The sequence below is a fragment of the Sphingopyxis sp. YF1 genome (assembly GCF_022701295.1).
Classification (GTDB): Bacteria; Pseudomonadota; Alphaproteobacteria; order Sphingomonadales; family Sphingomonadaceae; genus Sphingopyxis.
The window spans coordinates 2,783,810-2,800,168 of sequence record NZ_CP033204.1 but is presented as its reverse complement, the minus strand read 5'-3'; the positions used below and the strand labels follow the sequence as shown (position 1 = coordinate 2,800,168).

At 65.6% G+C, this 16,359-nt stretch carries 21 protein-coding genes and 1 pseudogene; 10 read left to right on the top strand and 12 right to left on the bottom strand.

What is annotated here, in order from left to right:
* Positions 1-10: 10 nt before the first annotated feature.
* The 9 genes and pseudogenes from EAO27_RS13580 to EAO27_RS13540 all read right to left on the bottom strand — a co-directional run bounded on the left by EAO27_RS13580 (position 11) and on the right by EAO27_RS13540 (position 6,188).
* Positions 11-1,957 (bottom strand): transposase domain-containing protein, encoded by a 1,947-nt coding sequence (locus EAO27_RS13580; RefSeq protein ID WP_242770652.1) that lies wholly within the window; start codon positions 1,955-1,957, stop codon positions 11-13.
* Positions 1,954-2,421: a hypothetical protein gene (locus tag EAO27_RS13575; protein WP_242770651.1), complete on the bottom strand. Its 468-nt coding sequence runs from the start codon at positions 2,419-2,421 to the stop codon at positions 1,954-1,956. Before EAO27_RS13575 ends, EAO27_RS13580 begins: the two co-directional genes overlap by 4 nt.
* The gene (locus EAO27_RS13570) at positions 2,418-2,624 is read right to left on the bottom strand and encodes a hypothetical protein (protein ID WP_242770649.1); all 207 of its coding nucleotides are present in this window, start codon (positions 2,622-2,624) and stop codon (positions 2,418-2,420) included. Before EAO27_RS13570 ends, EAO27_RS13575 begins: the two co-directional genes overlap by 4 nt.
* Before the next feature lie 206 nt (positions 2,625-2,830).
* A pseudogene (locus EAO27_RS13565) lies at positions 2,831-2,949 on the bottom strand.
* Positions 2,950-3,320: 371 nt separating this feature from the next.
* Positions 3,321-3,572, bottom strand: coding sequence for a hypothetical protein (locus EAO27_RS13560; RefSeq protein WP_242770647.1), 252 nt, complete (start codon positions 3,570-3,572; stop codon positions 3,321-3,323).
* A complete protein-coding gene (locus tag EAO27_RS13555) occupies positions 3,569-4,255 on the bottom strand; it encodes a hypothetical protein (RefSeq protein WP_242770645.1) in 687 nt (228 codons plus the stop codon). The genes EAO27_RS13560 and EAO27_RS13555 overlap by 4 nt, the downstream gene beginning before the upstream one ends.
* Positions 4,252-4,599 carry a transposase family protein gene (locus EAO27_RS13550; RefSeq protein WP_242770643.1) on the bottom strand — a complete coding sequence of 116 codons (348 nt, stop codon included), beginning with the start codon at positions 4,597-4,599 and terminating at the stop codon, positions 4,252-4,254. The genes EAO27_RS13555 and EAO27_RS13550 overlap by 4 nt, the downstream gene beginning before the upstream one ends.
* Complete coding sequence (locus tag EAO27_RS13545; protein ID WP_242770641.1) at positions 4,596-4,871, bottom strand: hypothetical protein; 276 nt, start codon at positions 4,869-4,871, stop codon at positions 4,596-4,598. Before EAO27_RS13545 ends, EAO27_RS13550 begins: the two co-directional genes overlap by 4 nt.
* Before the next feature lie 315 nt (positions 4,872-5,186).
* Positions 5,187-6,188: a ParB/RepB/Spo0J family partition protein gene (locus tag EAO27_RS13540; RefSeq protein ID WP_242770639.1), complete on the bottom strand. Its 1,002-nt coding sequence runs from the start codon at positions 6,186-6,188 to the stop codon at positions 5,187-5,189.
* Between the two features lie 252 nt (positions 6,189-6,440).
* Between EAO27_RS13540 and EAO27_RS13535 the strand changes: the two genes are divergently transcribed.
* The 6 genes from EAO27_RS13535 to EAO27_RS13510 all read left to right on the top strand — a co-directional run bounded on the left by EAO27_RS13535 (position 6,441) and on the right by EAO27_RS13510 (position 11,451).
* Positions 6,441-7,136, top strand: coding sequence for a helix-turn-helix transcriptional regulator (locus EAO27_RS13535; RefSeq protein ID WP_242770637.1), 696 nt, complete (start codon positions 6,441-6,443; stop codon positions 7,134-7,136).
* An 86-nt stretch (positions 7,137-7,222) separates the two neighbouring features.
* A complete protein-coding gene (locus tag EAO27_RS13530; RefSeq protein ID WP_242770635.1) occupies positions 7,223-7,456 on the top strand; it encodes a hypothetical protein in 234 nt (77 codons plus the stop codon).
* Positions 7,456-7,707 (top strand): hypothetical protein, encoded by a 252-nt coding sequence (locus tag EAO27_RS13525; RefSeq protein WP_242770632.1) that lies wholly within the window; start codon positions 7,456-7,458, stop codon positions 7,705-7,707. The genes EAO27_RS13530 and EAO27_RS13525 overlap by 1 nt, the downstream gene beginning before the upstream one ends.
* A 19-nt stretch (positions 7,708-7,726) precedes the next feature.
* A complete protein-coding gene (locus EAO27_RS13520) occupies positions 7,727-8,203 on the top strand; it encodes an OB-fold putative lipoprotein (RefSeq protein WP_242770629.1) in 477 nt (158 codons plus the stop codon).
* Between the two features lie 469 nt (positions 8,204-8,672).
* Positions 8,673-10,058, top strand: a complete 1,386-nt coding sequence (locus EAO27_RS13515) for an acyltransferase family protein (RefSeq protein ID WP_242770626.1) — start codon at positions 8,673-8,675, stop codon at positions 10,056-10,058.
* Between the two features lie 13 nt (positions 10,059-10,071).
* Entirely contained in the window at positions 10,072-11,451 is a 1,380-nt protein-coding gene (locus EAO27_RS13510; RefSeq protein WP_242770623.1) for an L-serine ammonia-lyase, read from the top strand.
* 6 nt (positions 11,452-11,457) lie between these two features.
* Here the strand turns inward: EAO27_RS13510 and EAO27_RS13505 are convergent, their stop codons facing one another.
* Both EAO27_RS13505 and EAO27_RS13500 read right to left on the bottom strand, forming a co-directional pair.
* Positions 11,458-11,871, bottom strand: coding sequence for an immunity 70 family protein (locus EAO27_RS13505; RefSeq protein WP_242770621.1), 414 nt, complete (start codon positions 11,869-11,871; stop codon positions 11,458-11,460).
* A gap of 77 nt (positions 11,872-11,948) precedes the next feature.
* Positions 11,949-12,839 (bottom strand): LysR family transcriptional regulator, encoded by an 891-nt coding sequence (locus EAO27_RS13500; protein ID WP_242770617.1) that lies wholly within the window; start codon positions 12,837-12,839, stop codon positions 11,949-11,951.
* Between the two features lie 99 nt (positions 12,840-12,938).
* Between EAO27_RS13500 and EAO27_RS13495 the strand changes: the two genes are divergently transcribed.
* The 4 genes from EAO27_RS13495 to EAO27_RS13480 all read left to right on the top strand — a co-directional run bounded on the left by EAO27_RS13495 (position 12,939) and on the right by EAO27_RS13480 (position 15,991).
* On the top strand, positions 12,939-14,051 hold the full coding sequence (locus EAO27_RS13495; RefSeq protein WP_242770615.1) for an S-(hydroxymethyl)glutathione dehydrogenase/class III alcohol dehydrogenase: 1,113 nt from the start codon (positions 12,939-12,941) through the stop codon (positions 14,049-14,051).
* A 143-nt stretch (positions 14,052-14,194) separates the two neighbouring features.
* Positions 14,195-15,055, top strand: coding sequence for a formyltetrahydrofolate deformylase (gene purU, locus EAO27_RS13490; protein ID WP_242770612.1), 861 nt, complete (start codon positions 14,195-14,197; stop codon positions 15,053-15,055).
* A gap of 50 nt (positions 15,056-15,105) precedes the next feature.
* Positions 15,106-15,483 carry a VOC family protein gene (locus tag EAO27_RS13485; protein WP_242770610.1) on the top strand — a complete coding sequence of 126 codons (378 nt, stop codon included), beginning with the start codon at positions 15,106-15,108 and terminating at the stop codon, positions 15,481-15,483.
* A 13-nt stretch (positions 15,484-15,496) separates the two neighbouring features.
* Complete coding sequence (locus EAO27_RS13480; RefSeq protein ID WP_242770608.1) at positions 15,497-15,991, top strand: prolyl-tRNA synthetase associated domain-containing protein; 495 nt, start codon at positions 15,497-15,499, stop codon at positions 15,989-15,991.
* A 56-nt stretch (positions 15,992-16,047) separates the two neighbouring features.
* On the opposite strand, the gene EAO27_RS13475 is transcribed toward EAO27_RS13480, so the two are convergent.
* Positions 16,048-16,260, bottom strand: a complete 213-nt coding sequence (locus EAO27_RS13475; RefSeq protein ID WP_242770606.1) for a hypothetical protein — start codon at positions 16,258-16,260, stop codon at positions 16,048-16,050.
* Between the last annotated feature and the right edge of the window lie 99 nt (positions 16,261-16,359).

The window sequence follows — 16,359 nt, the reverse complement described above, 5'->3', positions numbered from 1 at the left end:
GCCGCCGCTTTCATTCGACCACCCGGAACTGCGCGACGGCGGCACCAAAACGGTTCATGAAATTCGGGGTCTGTTCGGCCTGCACGGCAACGGCCGCGGACCCGTTGCGATGGCGCGGACGCACCACCCGGATAACCTCGGGCTCGGGCAATTCGGGTTCGGCCGTGTCGGGCAGCATCGCCGCGATCGACGAGGCGACGAGCAACTGCTCGCGCTCTTCCAGCTCGCGGGTCGCCTTGCGATGGTCGCGTTCCAGCTTGGCCCGCGCGCGCGCGGCTTCCAGACTGTGAAATCCACTGTCCTCGATCAGCTGCGCGGTGACGAGAAAGCGGCCCGTCGGGTCATAGACATGGATATCACCGTGCAGCTGGTCGGGGTCGAAGCGGATCGTCACCTTCTGGCCCGCGATCTGCATCAGCTCGGGCGACCAATAGCGATTTTTCGCCAGCTTGATCTCGCCGCTTTTGCGGTCGGTCGTCACGCGGTCGGCAGTCAGCAGCGCGAGCCGCATCTGTTCTTCGGTCGCCTTGCCGATCGGCGCCGTCGCATAGCTGGCGTTGAACGCCTGGTCGAAGCTGCGCCCGTTCGCCATCTCGGTCCGGCGGCCCAGCTTGGCATTGAGCGCCTTCACCCCGGCATTCACGATCTGGACGAACGTGTCCCATTCGATCGCGTCGGGCTTGTAATCGGGCTTGTTGTCGATCCGGTTGCCCGTCCACGCCCCCGAGCAGGCCGGGTGACGCGAGATATAGTCGGCGACGTCACGGAAGAAGCGCTCGATCGGCTTGGACTGACCGCGATAGGGCAACGCCCAGTCGGTCTTGATCCCCAGCGCGGTCAGCAGCCCTGTCGGATCGTCGGCGCGGATCGTGAAGCGATTGCGCGTCTCGGCGCCGCCGGTGATTTCCTTCGACGCGAACGCGCGACCATTGTCGCTCGTGCAGCGCTTCGGAATACCATAATCGCGGAACAGGTCGGCAAAGGTCAGGCGGGTAAGCAACGCACTTTCGCTCTCGCCCAGCCGCCACGCCAGCATCTTGCGGCTGTGCAGGTCCTGAATCGCGATCATTGTCGGGCGGATCGGCTTGTCGTTCGGCTTCGCGCCCTTGCGGTGGACCCAGACGTCGAACTTGTGCCCGTCGATATCGACCGCTTCCATCGCGTGCAGGTGTGCGACCGACCGGCGCTGCGGCGGCAGCATCTGGCGCAGCGCATCCTTCCCATGGCGCTTGGCGGTGACGAGGCGCTTGTCGATCTCGGCGTCGAAGCGGCGCTTCAACGTCTTCTCAGACGGCAATGAGAGGCCCTTCGCCTCGCCGATCTGGCTGGCCCGCCAATAGCAGGACGAGAAGGTCGGGCGTTCGGGACGCAGATAATCGGAAATCAGCACCTGCCAAAGCTCGGGGTCGATATCGACCTGCCGACCGCCGCCCTTCCGGCGCGGGGCAAGATGCGGCAGCCAGTCGGCGCCGGGCACGCCTTTGACCATCGCGCGCCATTCGTGCAGCGTCGACCCGCCGACCTTCTCGCCGATCGCCACCGCCGCCACCGCGTTGCTGACCGGGATGCCGCCCTCGATCAGCGCCTCGACCTGCGTCAGGATTGCGTTGCGGCGCTCGGCCTCCGCCTTCACCTTGCCGGACTGCGCCTCGTACCAACTCCATGCCGTGCCCTGACGCAGCGCTTCGTCCTCGGTCGGCTCGCACGCGACCGAAATGCCGCGCCGCACCAGCGCCGTCTGCGTCGCCGCGGGCAGGATCGACACATGATATTCAAGGCCTCCGCCGACCGCCTTGCGCGGCCGCGCCAGCGGCATGCCGTCGGCATCGACTTTCAGCGCCCAGCATTCCTTGTCCGCGCGCTCGTTCACCTTGCGCTTCGACGACGGCAGGCCGGGCAATTTCAACTCGGCAAGCTCGCTGGCCGAGAACCAGAATTTTCCTCCGGTGAATTTCATGCGTCCCCCGTCGCGCGCCCGATCGGCACGGCTCGTTGCTGGATTTGTTTCTTGCGGGCGTTCAGCTCGGCGATCTGGCGATCGAGATGGCCCAGCTGCGCGGTCATGATTTCCTCGCCGAACAGCGCGGCCACGCCGATCCGGCGGAGCAGCGCGTCCAGCACGTCGACGCGGTCGGTGACCTGGACGAGCGCGAGCAGGCGCGCGAATGAGATGTTGAACCGGTCACGCGCCTCGCTCGCCCAGCCGTCAATCGTCATCTTGTCGATCTCTTCGTCGAGCAGCTCGGACAGCGCAGCCGCCAGCGCCGGGCGGCTGCGGCCATCCTCTTTCAGGATGCGCGCCACCGCCGACGAAACCTCGCGCGACAGCCCAGCCAAGGCGCCCTCGTGGCGCTGCGGCTGCGGCACCTCGAACGTGAAGGCCAGCTGGTCGGAACTGAAGGCGGGGCTGCGCTTGGTCACCGGACGGGCACCGCCGGTTCGAACGCGAACAAGGGACGCTGCGCCGATTCGACCTTAAAGACCGGGGAGAAATAGACGACATGGCCCGTGGTCTTGGCGTGCTGATGTGCCCAAGCCTGCGCATTGCGAGCATCGCACCGCGCATCGCAAAACGTGCAATGCGCGTTGATGTCCATCATGGTCTGGAAGGAGCGTTTCGTCATTCGACCCAGCCCCATTCGATCGCCATCTCGACCAGCTCTTCGGCATAGAGCGAGCGGCGGTTTGCCGAGACGAAATAGGTGCGGATCGGCGCCTGCCTGTCCATGATCGACACCACGACACCCCGATCGCGAAGGAACGCGATCGCGCCGTCGATCCGAGCCTGCCGCTGCTCGATCCAGTTGCGGCCGGGCTGGCGGCGGGGTTGGCCGGCGGCGGGATTCGAACCCGCGACCTCCTCCATCGTGCGCGGGGCACGATCGGGTGCGACCCGATCGCGGCGAACCGCCCCTTGCAACGGGCGCGCTACCGCTGCGCTACGCCGGCCATCACTGTTTGTTTGTTCAACCCGAAGTCGCTCCGCGCGGCTCTTGATGATCGGCGGGCGTGAAACGGAAGGCGGTGCGGGCGGCATGCAATCGGGCCGCATGCATGCCGGCACGTCGGCCGGATCGATCGGCGGCTGCATCTTGACGATCTCGATCGCGCCGTTGGGACGTCCGCGCGCAAGCACCTCGACCGACATGTCGGGCTTGGTCGACACGTCCATGCCGATGAACACGACCTGGTCGCCAAGGTCCTTGTTTGCCTTCGCGATCGCGGCGAGCAACGCGTCGCGGTGCTCGATCGACCGGAAGGTCGCAACCATCGCGGTCGCGACGGTGGGGTCAGAAATCGGGCGAATATTGCTCATCACTTCAATCCCTCATCATCCAGGGTGCATCAACGGGAATCGGGGTCAGCGGCCGATCGGCGACCGCAACCGACGCAGGCGCGATCACGCGGCCACAGCGGCGGGTGGCTTCCTGTCGCGCCAGCCGCGCCGCGCGCGCCTCGCGCAGCATGGCGATCTCGGCCGCGACCAGCGTCAGCCCATGGGCCAGCGCATATTCAAAGATTTCGCGGTGGCGGCGCAGCTGCTCGGCGCGCGTCGGTTTCGACTTGCTCATCGCCCGCGCCCCGCTGCCTTGAACACCGCGTCGCGCGGCTTCACGAAATGAGTCCGCGTCTCGCCCGGCGCGGTGACGGCGCGATTGTCGAACATCACCCACGAATAATCAGCCTTGCCGTTGCCGAACGCGTCGTCGCCCAGCGCGGGGATCAAATGCCCCGGCGGCATCGACGGCCGCTCCATCAGGTGGATGACGTCCGACGGCATCTTGCGCTCGAACAGCCGGTACCGCTCATCGCTGTGCAGCCATTTGCTGGGCACCAGCGCGCAAACCTTGTGCGTCGCGACGCGCAGCGCCCGGCTGACCATCATCGACGACAGCGCCGTGACGACGCACCCGTCCTGTGTCGAATAGGGCGGATTGAACGCGATCGACGTCGGCCTATCGCTCCGTTTCGGCGGCGACAGGTAAAAATCGCGGATCGCGAACGCCCAGTCGTCGACGTGAAAGCCGTACGCACCGCGCCGGTCCTCGACATCGCCGCCGCTGACCTCGAAACCGAATGTCGCGAACACCTGCGGAATCGTCCCGCGCCCGCAGCACGGATCGTGGATCAGTTGCCCCTTGAAGGCGTCGAAGCCGATCGTCGCGATCAGCGCCTCGGTGCACCAGCTCTCGTCGACATACCAATCCCAGGGATGACGGTCGGCGGCGAGCGCGGTCAGTTCGGCCGCGCTCACTGGGCGTTCCAGTCGGGTGCATTTTGACGGATCAGCGCCTCGACAATCGGCATCAGCGGACGGAAGCGATGCTCGATACCCTTCATGGCGAGCCAAGCCCGCAGTTCGGAAGAGCAGAAGCAAATCGCGCTGTCGGTCTCGATCGCCCGCGGGATTTCCTGGGCGACATCGATTTCCTGATCCACCGCCGAGATGATGTCGGCGATGGTGTCGGTGCTCAATTCGTAGACCGAATAATCAGCCGTTTCCTTGTCGACAACGATCAGGATCGGGCGCCGGTCGGGTCGCGCAAAAATGTCCAGCGCGAGCACGAAGTTCGGATTGATTTTGAGTTCGCTGCTCACAGCATCCTCCCCGTTGCATAGGCGACCGGACGCTCGCCCTCGAAGGCGATCGTCGGCGGCGTCGTGCGCCGCGAAGGCGACGGGTCGAGGATGACCAGCGCCTCGGTCCAATTTTCCTGAAAGGCCGCGACATGCCGCGCACGCCACGTCGCGCCCAACGCCTTGCGCAGCCGCTCCGGCAGCGAAAACCAGTGACCCGGGCACAGCCAATTGCCGGGCTCGATCACACAGCGGCACCCCGGCGCCGCGCAGGTGACGGGACGGCGGATCATGCTCGACGCCCTTTCCGCTTGGATCGCGTCCGCATGGTCCGCGGACAAAGCAGATAAAGAGCTTCGGCTCGATCCAGCCGCACACCGCGAACGCGGCGGCGCCATTTGTCGATGGTTCGCGGCGCGACCCCGGCAGCATATCCAGCCGCCGTGTCCGCGAGACATCGCGAGAACCCGGCCAAGTGCAACGCATCGGCATGGGCGATCACGCCAACGCGGCGAGCGGCCTCCATCTGCCGATCGACTGCCTGCGCTTCGAACCAGAGTCCCAAAACCCCGACGCGCATACGCTCAAGGAAAACCGATGTGGAATGATCAGGCATCGTCGGCTCCGATCGCTTCGACGCCGCCCTCGGCGGCAATTCTCGCAAGGACAGCGTCGCGGATGGTGACGAGGGCGCTTGGCTTGATCTTCTCGACCAGCGTTGGGGCGAACTGCCGCCACCCCGATGCGCTCAGGCGATCGAGATTGGTACCGGCCCCATCCATCCACTTGCTATCGCCGGCTTTGCGGACCTTGCCCGCCGCCGCCTTCGCGCCCGCCGCGATCATCGCGTCCGAGACGGATTTGATCTCGCCCATGTCATCGCCGACGATCGTGTCGATCACCAACCGGCGCGTTTCCTCGTCGGCGATGTCGGCGAGTTCCATCAGCGCCGCGCGCTTCTTGCCCAGGGGCGAACGCGCGAGCAGTTCCCAAAGCTCTGCCTCGAAAGGCGCGATCAGCTGGCGATGGATTTTCAGGGAATCGCGGATCGTGCGCGGCGAAAGGCCGAGTGATTCCGCAACTTCTTCCTGCCATCCATATAGTCCGGCAATTGTTGCCGCACTATACTCCGCCTCCATCGCTGCGGCATCATCAGCGCGAACAACGCCCGGCGCCTTCTCGCGCTCGCGTTCCCAGCGCTTGATCTGGCCGATCTGCTGGGGGGTCAGGTTTTCATGACCCTTCGACCAACGCTCCTCGGCTAGCTCGGCGATTTCGCGGATGAACAGGGCGCGCTCGATCGGGCCAAAATCCCGGCGATGGATATTCTCGCTCGCCTCGATCAGCGCCAGCTCGGCGGAACTGCCCTCGACCTCGATCGCCTTGATCGTGTCCAGCCCGGCTTCGATCGCCCCGCGCAGCCGGTGCAGACCCGTGACGAGCAACCATTCGCCCTTCTTGTGCTGGACCTTGATCGGGTCATTCTGCCCGTCACGCTTCATCAGCGCGCCGAGCGCGCTAGCCTTTTCCGGCCAGAACAGGCCGATACGCGGACCGACGACAACCGCAGCCGGATCGAGCGGGAAGATTTCAGAATGCTGGGAAGCCATACCTATTGGGCTCCCGCAATTAGATGCTGCGTCGAGGATTCGGCGGTGCTATCCGTTTTTTCGGATAGACTCGAAGGAACGTCGATGGCGGCCGCGATTGCCCGCTCCACCCGTGCCCATTTCCTGTGTCGGAGGACGTCGTGGACGGAGCCGGGCGAAAACCCGTGCGCAATTTCGAATTTTCGGATGGTGCCGTACTTCTTGCGAAGCGCGGCTTTAACATCCTCCCTGTGCATTTGAGCGAGTGACATAATGGCAAATCCGAAAGTTCGTAACGAAAACCCGGATAGCGAGCCGAAAAAACGCCGTCAACCATCTCAAACCGATAATTCGGTTGGAAGGCGCATTTTGTCGTTGCTCGACGGCCGGGATTACGGCTGGCTGTCCGAGAAAACCGGAATTTCAACGAGCACGATCAGCGATTATGTCAGAAAGGGCATTTCGCGCGCCGACAACGCGGTTTTGATTGCTCGCGCCTTGGGAACTTCGGTCGAGTTTTTGATCGATGGCCGCGAAAGCGCCGGACCGCGCCCGCTGGTCGACGCGAACGACGCCGATTGGGTCGAGGTGCCCGAATATGCGCTCTTGGAAATCGACGAACTGGGAAAGATGGACCCGATCTCGTCGACGAGGTTCCGACGCGACTGGCTCTACTCCAGTCTGGGCGAAAATTCCGGCCTGTGGATCGGTCGCCTGCCGGCGCCGTATGATGCGCTGACCCTCAACACCGGCACGCCTTTATTCTGTCGCGATCACCGCAAGGGCGAGCGAATGGTCCACGGTGCCTACTATCTCTTCCGCGTCAATGGCGGGATCGTGATGGCGCGCTTTGCGCTGCGCGACGACGGCAGCGACGAACACACCGTCCTGTCCCGCGATCTCGGACACGAAGAGGATCAGTACGAGGTGGTGGCGCGCGTCGTCGGCCAGCTCGCCCGTCCGATTTAGGGACGCCGCCGTGGCGCTCGATTGTCGATGTTCTCATTTTGTTCTACCGTCGCTTGCGACTCGTGAACCGGAAAGGAGAACATGCGATGTCGAACGTGACTACCGCCGCTGGAACCTTCATCGACTGGCTGCGGCGCCAGCACACGCGAAAGGACCTCGTCGGCGAACTCGCGCGATCGGTGCGCAGCGACCCGCGCTCGGCGCGCCTGTCGACCGCGCTCGATCTGTCGAAACGCCTCAACCAGGACGAAGCGAGCTGGGAATTTCACGACGCGCTCGAACAGGCCGAAGGCGAATGGCTGCGGGAGGCGCTCGACTGATGCGCACCGTCACCCAATATGCCTACTCCTGGTGTGGCAAGCGCGTCGGTCCCTGGCGCGCGCACCGCCGCGACGCCGAACTCGACGCGCTGCGCGAAGGCCGCGCCCAGCGAGATCGCTATCACCGCTGCATATTCCTGACCGTCCCGGCCGACATCGTCACGCGACAGGTCGAACCCGCGATGGATGTGCCAGAGGTCGACAATGTCGTCGCGTTGAAGATAAGGCCGACACTCAGGCTGGTCGGCTGATGAATTGGGGGAGGGGTATATGAAGAAACTGTTGATCGGCGCCGCACTGGGCCTCGCCGCCTGTTCCTCCCCCGAGCCGGCCGAACCCGACGATGGCGCTCTGGCAATCGGGCAGCTGGAAGGTTCCGGCGCTGAGCAGGCAGGTGCGCGCGACGCAGTGGCGGCATCAAACCCGGCTGTAAAGGTCACGGTCGACCAACTTGTAGCCGCCTTCGAAGCGAACGAAGTTGGGGCGATGCAAGACTATGGCGGCGTTCCGGTCCAACTCACCGGCACCGTCCGCCGCGTCGTGCTGGACTTTGCTGATGATCCGGCCGTGCTGTTCGAAACCGGCCAGACGCGACCGGTGCAGGCACTCTTCGATAAACGGGCCGGAGCATCCACCGGCTCGCTCAAAAAAGGTCAACAGGCGACCGTCGTTTGCAATGAAGTCCGCGAGATCATGGGCCTGCCGATCCTGGAAGATTGTCGCATGGCAAACGCCGTCGACAGCTGATTTGATCCGGCCCACTTAAGTCTTTGACTGCAAGGCGGTGCGTGCCATTCGCCGCGTCAAAACGCCCGGATTTCCGCGCCAAATGCTAAGTGGGACCTGAAACGACCCATTTTTGCCCAGGGTCCCACTTCCGGTCCCACTTACCGCGCTCGTTTTCGGGCCGCCCCGCCGTCATCGCCCGACTGAAAGCCGCCTGAGAGCCCGCTCAGCGCCGTCTCACGCGCTTCTAAGAAGCTCGCGCCCGACTCTGGTTGATCCTGTCCGAGCGATGTCTATTACGGTGGTTAATCTAGATAACGGTCCCACTTCCACGGAGCGCCCCGAATGTGCCGAAACGCCCGGTTTTCCGCCCTTCGTCCCGCGCAATCCCACAATATGCCGCTCAATCCCGGCGTTCTGGAACCTCTAGTCCCCTAACATCTATCCGCTGCTGCTGCTCGCGCTCCATCGCTGGCTGCCGAAGCGGATCGTGCCCGCGCTGTGGGCGATTGTCGCGGCGTCGCTGGGGCTGGCCTTTGCCTTCACGATGATCAACAAGGCGGCGTTCGCCTTCTACCTGCTGCCGACGCGTGCATGGGAACTGGGACTTGGCGCGCTTGTCGCGACGGGGGGCTTTCCCGCTCTGGCCGGCCGGATCAGGGTCGCCGCGGCGTGGACCGGCCTCGCGCTCGTGATCGCGGGGCTGTTCGTGATCACGGAGGACAGCAGCTTCCCCGCGCCGTGGGCGTTGCTGCCGTGCATCGGCACCGCGCTGCTCATCGCCTATGGCGAGAGCGGCGGCACGGCGCGGCTGCTCTCGCTCGCGCCGATGCGTTTCGTCGGCGACATCAGCTACTCGCTCTATCTGTGGCACTGGCCGGTGATGAGCTTCTGGCGCTTCGAACGCGGCATGACGCTCGACGCGGGCGAGATGGCGGCGACGATCGCGCTGTCCTTCGTGCTGGCGATCCTCAGCTACCGCCTGATCGAGCGCCCCTTCCTCGATCGCGGCCGCGGCTGGGCGACGCCGCGCATCCTGTGGTCGGCGCTGGTCGCGATGCTGGCGGTCGCGGGCGCCGCGGCGGTTCTCGCGATGCAGGCGTCGGCGGCGCGCATCGCCGACCCGAAGATCGAACGCATCCTGACCTATCTCGACTATGATTTCTCGCCGGCCGCGAAGCTGCAGTTCAAGAGCGGGCTGTGCATGGCCGACAGCATCAACCCGCGCTTCGACGTGGCGCGCTGCGCGACGCTGCGCCCCGACCGGCCGAACGTGATGATCCTCGGCGACAGCCACGCCGGACAGGTGGTGCAGGCGATCGCCGAACGCCTGCCCGACGTGCATGTGATGCAGGTCAACGGGTCGGGGTGCCGGCCGGTCTGGCCGACTGCGGGCGCAAAACGCTGTACCGAGGTGATGGAGATCGGTTTCGGCACGCTGCCCGGCGAAGGGCGGCTCGACCGCGTCATCCTGTCGGCGCGCTGGCAGGAAGGGGAGATGGCCGGCGTGCTCCGCGCCATTCGCCGTTTCCGCGACCGCGGCATCGCGGTGACCGTGCTCGGGCCGTCGGTCGAATATGACGAACCGCTGCCGCGCCTGCTCGCCCGCGCGGTCGCGCGTGACGACCTCGCGGTGGCGCGCGCCGGCCGCGCGCAGGGACCGGTCGCGCTCGACCGGCTGATGGCGCCCCAGGTCCGCGCTGCGGGCGCGACCTATATCTCGATGCAGGACCTCGAATGCCCGGCGGCGGGCGTCTGTCCGCTGTTCGCGCCCGATGGTTCGCCTTTCCATTTTGACTATGGCCATTATACGCTGCCCGCGTCGCGCCAGATCGTCGCGGCGCTCCCTCTCGAAGCGATTGCCCCGGCACCCTAGAAGAATCTCGGCCATGACCATCAGCCTGTTTGAATTGTTCAAGATCGGCGTCGGACCCTCCAGCTCGCACACCGTCGGGCCGATGGTCGCGGCACGCCGTTTCACCGTCTGGCTCGACGAGGTGGGGCTGCTCGCGGGCACCGCGCATGTCGAGGCCGATCTCTACGGTTCGCTCGCGCTGACGGGGAAGGGGCACGCGGCGGACACCGCGGTGGTCGCGGGGCTCGCGGGCGAAATCCCTGCGTCGACCAGCCTCGCCGCGATCAAGGCGCACTGGGACCGGGCGGAGGGCGAGGGCGCGCTCTACCTGCTCGGGCGCCAGCGCGTGCGGTTCCAGCCGGCGCGCGACCTGCATTTCCAGATGAAGCAGCGCCAGCCGTTCCACAGCAATGCGCTCTCCTTCACCGCGCGCGACGGCGACGGCGAGATCCTCGCCAAGCGCATGTATTTCTCGATCGGCGGCGGTTTCGTCGTCGACGAGGACGAGGCGGGGCGCAACAGCCGCGGCGCCGAGGATGAGGTCGAACTGCCCTATCCCTTCACCTCGGGCGCCGACCTGATCGCGATGGGCAAGGCGTCGGGCCTCAGCTTTGCCGAAATGATGTTCGCCAACGAAGTGCGTCACCGCCCGCCGAACGAGGTGACGGCGGGCATCGATGCGATCGCCGAGGCGATGGATGCCTCGATCGACGCGGGCTGTTCGAGCACCGGAATTTTGCCGGGGGGCCTCAAGGTCAAGCGCCGCGCGCCGCAGATCGCCGACGATATCCGGGGCCGCCACGAAACCAATCTGATCGATCCGCTCGCGATGATGGACTGGATCAACCTGTGGGCGATGGCGGTGAACGAGGAAAATGCCGCGGGCGGCAAGGTCGTCACCGCGCCGACCAACGGTGCGGCGGGGATCATCCCCGCGGTGATCCGCTTCTACCGCCGCGGCTATCGCGGCGACGCCGCCGGGGTGCGCACCTTCCTGCTGGCGGCGGGCGCGGTCGGGGCTTTGTACAAGCGCAACGCCAGCATCTCGGGCGCCGAGGTCGGCTGTCAGGGCGAGGTCGGCGTCGCCTGCTCGATGGCGGCGGCGGGGCTGACCGCGGCGCTCGGCGGCACCAACGCGCAGGTCGAGAATGCCGCCGAGATCGGCATGGAGCATAATCTCGGCCTCACCTGCGATCCGATCGGCGGCCTCGTGCAGATCCCGTGCATAGAGCGCAACGCGATGGGCGCGATCAAGGCCATCGACGCGAGCCGCATCGCGATGATCGGCGACGGCACCCATGTCGTCAGCCTCGACACGGTGATCGCGACGATGCTGCAAACGGGGCGCGATATGCGCGACAAATACAAGGAAACGTCGAAAGGCGGGCTGGCGGTCAGCGTGGTGGAGTGTTGAGGGGCTTCAACATTGCACGATTTCGGCACTGCCTCCAATGCTGTGCAGGTCGTCGAGCGCTTCCGTAACGGTCACAATCAAATCACGGCCGGTTGATGTTACGAAATAGTTGGCGAGATTGGTGATATCTTCACTGATATTGTCGCCCCAAGGTGGCTGTTTGGTACGATCATCGATATCCCAAACGACCGCAGAGGGCGGAAACGCGGCCAGTTCGCTGCTTATTTGCGCAAGCTCGCTGAGTGCAGTCGCAGCTTGTGAGTGCGGGAGCGAGCCTTGATAAAGCTGGTTGAGCAAGACCGGAAACCTTGCGCCCCAGCGATCTTCGAGTGTCGCCGATATTGTTGAGAAGAAAGCGTGAAAGAAGTCGGCGGTGCCGATTTCATCGGTAATGCTGCCGACCTTGATCCCTACTGCCATACGTCCCCCCCCCCCCCGAAAATCAGTCCGCAACTTGAGAGCGGTTAATGATCTTGTTCAAGCCAAAATTTGGAGCACTAGGCCCCACTCCGCGACAACGCCCCCGGCAATTCCTCGCGCAATTTGTCGATCAGCAGCCGCACCTTCGGCAGCAGGTGGCGGCGCTGCGGATAGACTGCCCAGATCGGTTCCTCCTGCGGACGGAGCGGGTCGAGGAGCGAGACGAGCGCGCCGCTTTGCAGGTGCGGCATCACATAGAAATCGGGAAGCTGGCAGACGCCATGACCCGCGAGCGCGGCTTCGGTGACCGCGGTGCCGCTGTTGCAGCGCCAGCGGCCTGCGGGGCGGTGGGTGATCTCCTTGCCCTGCGCGCGAAAATGCCAGGCGGGGGCGGTGCCGAGCAGGCATTCGTGGCGCGCGAGGTCGTCGATCGACGCGGGCGTTCCGGCGCGCGCGAGATAGGCGGGGGCGGCGCAGAGGTAGAGGCTGCGTGAGGCGATGCGCGTTGCGACCAGCCCCGAGTCCGGCAGCGTGCCGGTGCGGATCGCGAGGTCGAATCCCTCGGCGAGCAGGTCGACGACGCGGTTGGTGAGTTCGAGCGTCACGGTCACGTCGGGAAAGGCGAAGGCGTAATCGCGCGCGATCTGCGCGACGAAACGCTCGCCCATCGCGATCGAGCAGGTCATCCGCACCTCGCCGCGCGGCGCGCCGTCGTCGCTGACCGCCGAGAGCGCGTCGTTGCGCGCCGCGATCAGGCTGCGGAACTGCTCGATCAGGGTGCGGCCCGCCGGGGTGGGGACGACGCGGCGCGTCGTGCGCACGAAAATCTGCGCGCCGATGCGGTTTTCGAGGCGGATCACCGCGCGGCTGATGTGCGAGGTCGAGGTGCCGAGCCGCGCCGCCGCGGCGACGAAGCTGCCCGCGTCGGCGATCGCGACGATCTCGTCGATGCCCTCCCATGCGCCCATTATCTCACCTTTGGGATAATATATTGCCGATTGGCCCCTTTATCCGCATTTCGATCGGTGTACAGCGGGCGCAATCCATTGTCCGTGAGGAGCATCCCCATGAAGACCCGCGCCGCCGTTGCGTTCGAAGCGAAGAAGCCGCTCGAAATCGTCGAACTCGACCTCGAAGGCCCGAAGGCGGGCGAGGTGCTGGTCGAGATCATGGCGACGGGCATCTGCCACACCGATGCGTACACGCTCGACGGCTTCGACAGCGAGGGCATCTTCCCGAGCGTGCTGGGGCATGAGGGCGCGGGCGTCGTGCGCGAGGTCGGCGCGGGGGTGAGCAGCGTCGTCCCCGGCGATCATGTCATCCCGCTCTACACCCCCGAATGCCGCCAGTGCAAAAGCTGCCTTTCGGGCAAGACCAACCTCTGCACCGCGATCCGCGCCACCCAGGGCAAGGGGCTGATGCCCGACGGCACGACGCGCTTTTCGTACAAGGGCCAGCCGATCTTCCATTATATGGGCTGCTCGACCTTCTCGAACTTCACCGTGCTGCCCGAAATCGCGGTCGCGAAAATCCGTCAGGACGCGCCGTTCCAGTCGAGCTGCTACATCGGCTGCGGCGTCACGACCGGGGTCGGTGCCGTCATCAACACGGCGAAGGTGCAGGTCGGCGACAATGTCGTCGTCTTCGGACTCGGCGGGATCGGGCTCAACGTGATCCAGGGCGCGCGGCTCGCTGGCGCGAACCAGATCATCGGCGTCGACATCAACCCAACCCGAGAGGAATGGGGCCGCAAGTTCGGCATGACCGAATTCCTCAATTCGAAGGGCATGAGCCGCGAGGATGTCGTCGCGGCGATCGTCGCGATGACCGACGGCGGCGCCGACTATACCTTCGACGCGACGGGCAATACCGAGGTGATGCGGATCGCGCTGGAGGCCTGCCACCGCGGCTGGGGCACCTCGATCATCATCGGCGTCGCCGAAGCGGGCAAGGAAATCGCGACGCGGCCGTTCCAGCTCGTGACCGGGCGCAACTGGCGCGGCACCGCGTTCGGCGGCGCCAAGGGCCGCACCGACGTGCCGAAGATCGTCGACATGTACATGCAGGGCAAGATCGAGATCGACCCGATGATCACCCATGTCATGGGGCTGGAGGAGATCAACAAGGGATTCGACCTGATGCACGCGGGCGAGAGCATTCGTTCGGTGGTGGTTTATTGATTTAATTTCCTTGTCCGTTCGCCCTGAGCTTGTCGAAGGGCTGTTCTTCCTTCATGCGGCGCGCGAAGGAAGAACAGTGCTTCGACAAGCTCAGCACGAACGGGCTTTGGGGTGGGTGCTTCCATTCGGAGGGAGCATTTGATTTGACCGGACCCTATGTCCTGACCTTCAGCTGCGCCGACGCGGTGGGGATCGTCGCCGCGGTGACGGGGCTGCTCGCCGAGCGCGACGGCTTCATCCTCGACAGCCAGCAATATGCCGACCTCGATTCGGGGCGCTTTTTCATGCGCGTCGAATTCCGCGGTGCCGGTCCGCGCTTTCCCGCAGGGCTCGCCGGCGTCGAGGAAGCCTTCGCGCCGATCGTCACCCGCTTCGCGATGGACGCGCGCATCCGCGACCGCGCCGCGAAGCCGCGCTTCGTCATCGCGGTGTCGCAGGGCAGCCATTGCCTCAACGACCTGCTCCACCGCTGGTCGACGGGCAATCTGGCGATCGACATCGTCGGCGTCGTGTCGAACCATGAGGCGCAGCGGCGCCTCAGCGAATGGCACGGCGTGCCGTTCCACTACCTGCCGGTCAGCGACGCCAACCGCGCGGCGCAGGAAGCCGCGATCCTCGACGTGATGGCGCGCGGCGGGGCGGAGTATCTGGTGCTCGCGCGCTATATGCAGATCCTGTCGCAGGATTTTTCGGCGGCGCTCGCGGGCCGCTGCATCAACATCCACCACAGCTTCCTGCCCGGCTTCAAGGGCGCCAAGCCCTATCACCGCGCGCACGAGCGCGGAGTCAAGCTGATCGGCGCGACCGCGCATTTCGTGACCAGCGACCTCGACGAGGGACCGATCATCGAACAGGCGGTCGAGCGCGTCGATCACCGCGATTCGGTCGAGGACCTGATCCGCACCGGCCGCGACATCGAGGCACAGGTGCTCGCGCGCGCGGTCCGCTGGGTCGCCGAACAGCGCGTCCTGATCGACGGACGCAAGACGGTGGTGTTCCGCTGACGCAGGGTATAGGTATCGATTCGCAACCAAAATCAGGAGGAGCCAAGGCGATGTACAGTCACAATATGGTCGGGTCGAACGACCTTGAGGCATCGAAGAAATTCTACGACGCGACCTTTCAGGCGATCGGCGGCAAGCCGGGGATCCAGGACGACAAGGGCCGCCTGATCTATGTCCACAACGGCGGCCTGTTCCTCGTCACCGCGCCGATCGACGGCGCGCCGGCGACCGCGGGCAACGGCTGCACCATCGGTTTTGCGATGGACAATCCCGAACAGGCCGACGCCTGGCACGCGGCGGGCGTCGCGAACGGCGGCACCGCGATCGAGGACCCGCCGGGCGTCCGCGACGGCGGCGCGATGAAGATGTATCTCGCCTATCTGCGCGATCCGTCGGGCAACAAGCTGTGCGCGCTGCACCGCCTGTAAGCGGTTGATCCTCATGCGCGGCGAAACGGGATTGCTGGCCGATCTGGAAACGCTCGCCATCCCCTTTGCCGCGCACGAGCATGTCGCGGTGTTCACCGTCGCCGAAAGCGAACCGGTGAACGCCGCGATCCCCGGCGCGCATACCAAGAATCTGTTCCTCAAGGACACGGCGGGGGCCTTCTGGCTCGTCACCGTCCCGGGCGAGGCGCGCGTCGACCTGAAAGCGCTGCCCGCCGCGATCGGCTGCAAGCGCGTGAGCTTCGGCAAGGCCGACGACATGGCGCGGCTGCTCGGCATCCTGCCGGGGTCGGTGACGCCGCTCGCCGCGATCAACGCGGCGCCGGGCAGCATCACCGTGGTGCTCGACGCGGGGCTGGCCGCCGCCGATCGGGTCAACGTCCACCCGCTGCGCAACACCGCGACGCTCGGGCTGACGGGCGGGGCGATCCTCGACCTGCTGCGCCACTGGGGGCATGCGCCGCTGACGGCGGCGATCCCCGTCCAATAAAAAACCGCCGAAGCGCGGACGCTTCGGCGGCGATTTTTACCGGTGGGCCCGGTGGATCAGGCCTGCGGTTCGGGCGCGGGCTCTTCCTTGGGTGCGGGCTCGTCCGACGGGGCGGGCGCGGGCGCCGGCTCGTCGGTCGGCTCGGTCGAGGGCGGGGTGGGAGCCGGTTCCTCGGTGGGCGCCGGGGCCTCGGGCTGCGGCTGGGCAGCCGCCAGCGGAGCGATGAAGAAGCTTGCCGCCGCGACGGCCATAATCGAAGTCTTGCGCATAAATTCCCCTATGCTGGAAAATCGTGAGGGGTCGAGGCATCGACCCGGAAACACCATGTCCGCTGTTCGCCGCGGACTGTGGTTTGGGCGCAACCTGCA

Bases quoted from the DNA above. Each gene is read 5' to 3' on its own strand.
- EAO27_RS13580 (WP_242770652.1), bottom strand. From the start codon at position 1,957: ATGAAATTCACCGGAGGAAAATTCTGGTTCTCGGCCAGCGAGCTTGCC.
- EAO27_RS13570 (WP_242770649.1), bottom strand. From the start codon at position 2,624: ATGACGAAACGCTCCTTCCAGACCATGATGGACATCAACGCGCATTGC.
- EAO27_RS13560 (WP_242770647.1), bottom strand. From the start codon at position 3,572: ATGAGCAAGTCGAAACCGACGCGCGCCGAGCAGCTGCGCCGCCACCGC.
- EAO27_RS13545 (WP_242770641.1), bottom strand. From the start codon at position 4,871: ATGATCCGCCGTCCCGTCACCTGCGCGGCGCCGGGGTGCCGCTGTGTG.
- EAO27_RS13540 (WP_242770639.1), bottom strand. From the start codon at position 6,188: ATGGCTTCCCAGCATTCTGAAATCTTCCCGCTCGATCCGGCTGCGGTT.
- EAO27_RS13535 (WP_242770637.1), top strand. From the start codon at position 6,441: ATGGCAAATCCGAAAGTTCGTAACGAAAACCCGGATAGCGAGCCGAAA.
- EAO27_RS13530 (WP_242770635.1), top strand. From the start codon at position 7,223: ATGTCGAACGTGACTACCGCCGCTGGAACCTTCATCGACTGGCTGCGG.
- EAO27_RS13525 (WP_242770632.1), top strand. From the start codon at position 7,456: ATGCGCACCGTCACCCAATATGCCTACTCCTGGTGTGGCAAGCGCGTC.
- EAO27_RS13520 (WP_242770629.1), top strand. From the start codon at position 7,727: ATGAAGAAACTGTTGATCGGCGCCGCACTGGGCCTCGCCGCCTGTTCC.
- EAO27_RS13510 (WP_242770623.1), top strand. From the start codon at position 10,072: ATGACCATCAGCCTGTTTGAATTGTTCAAGATCGGCGTCGGACCCTCC.
- EAO27_RS13505 (WP_242770621.1), bottom strand. From the start codon at position 11,871: ATGGCAGTAGGGATCAAGGTCGGCAGCATTACCGATGAAATCGGCACC.
- EAO27_RS13500 (WP_242770617.1), bottom strand. From the start codon at position 12,839: ATGGGCGCATGGGAGGGCATCGACGAGATCGTCGCGATCGCCGACGCG.
- EAO27_RS13495 (WP_242770615.1), top strand. From the start codon at position 12,939: ATGAAGACCCGCGCCGCCGTTGCGTTCGAAGCGAAGAAGCCGCTCGAA.
- EAO27_RS13485 (WP_242770610.1), top strand. From the start codon at position 15,106: ATGTACAGTCACAATATGGTCGGGTCGAACGACCTTGAGGCATCGAAG.
- EAO27_RS13480 (WP_242770608.1), top strand. From the start codon at position 15,497: ATGCGCGGCGAAACGGGATTGCTGGCCGATCTGGAAACGCTCGCCATC.
- EAO27_RS13475 (WP_242770606.1), bottom strand. From the start codon at position 16,260: ATGCGCAAGACTTCGATTATGGCCGTCGCGGCGGCAAGCTTCTTCATC.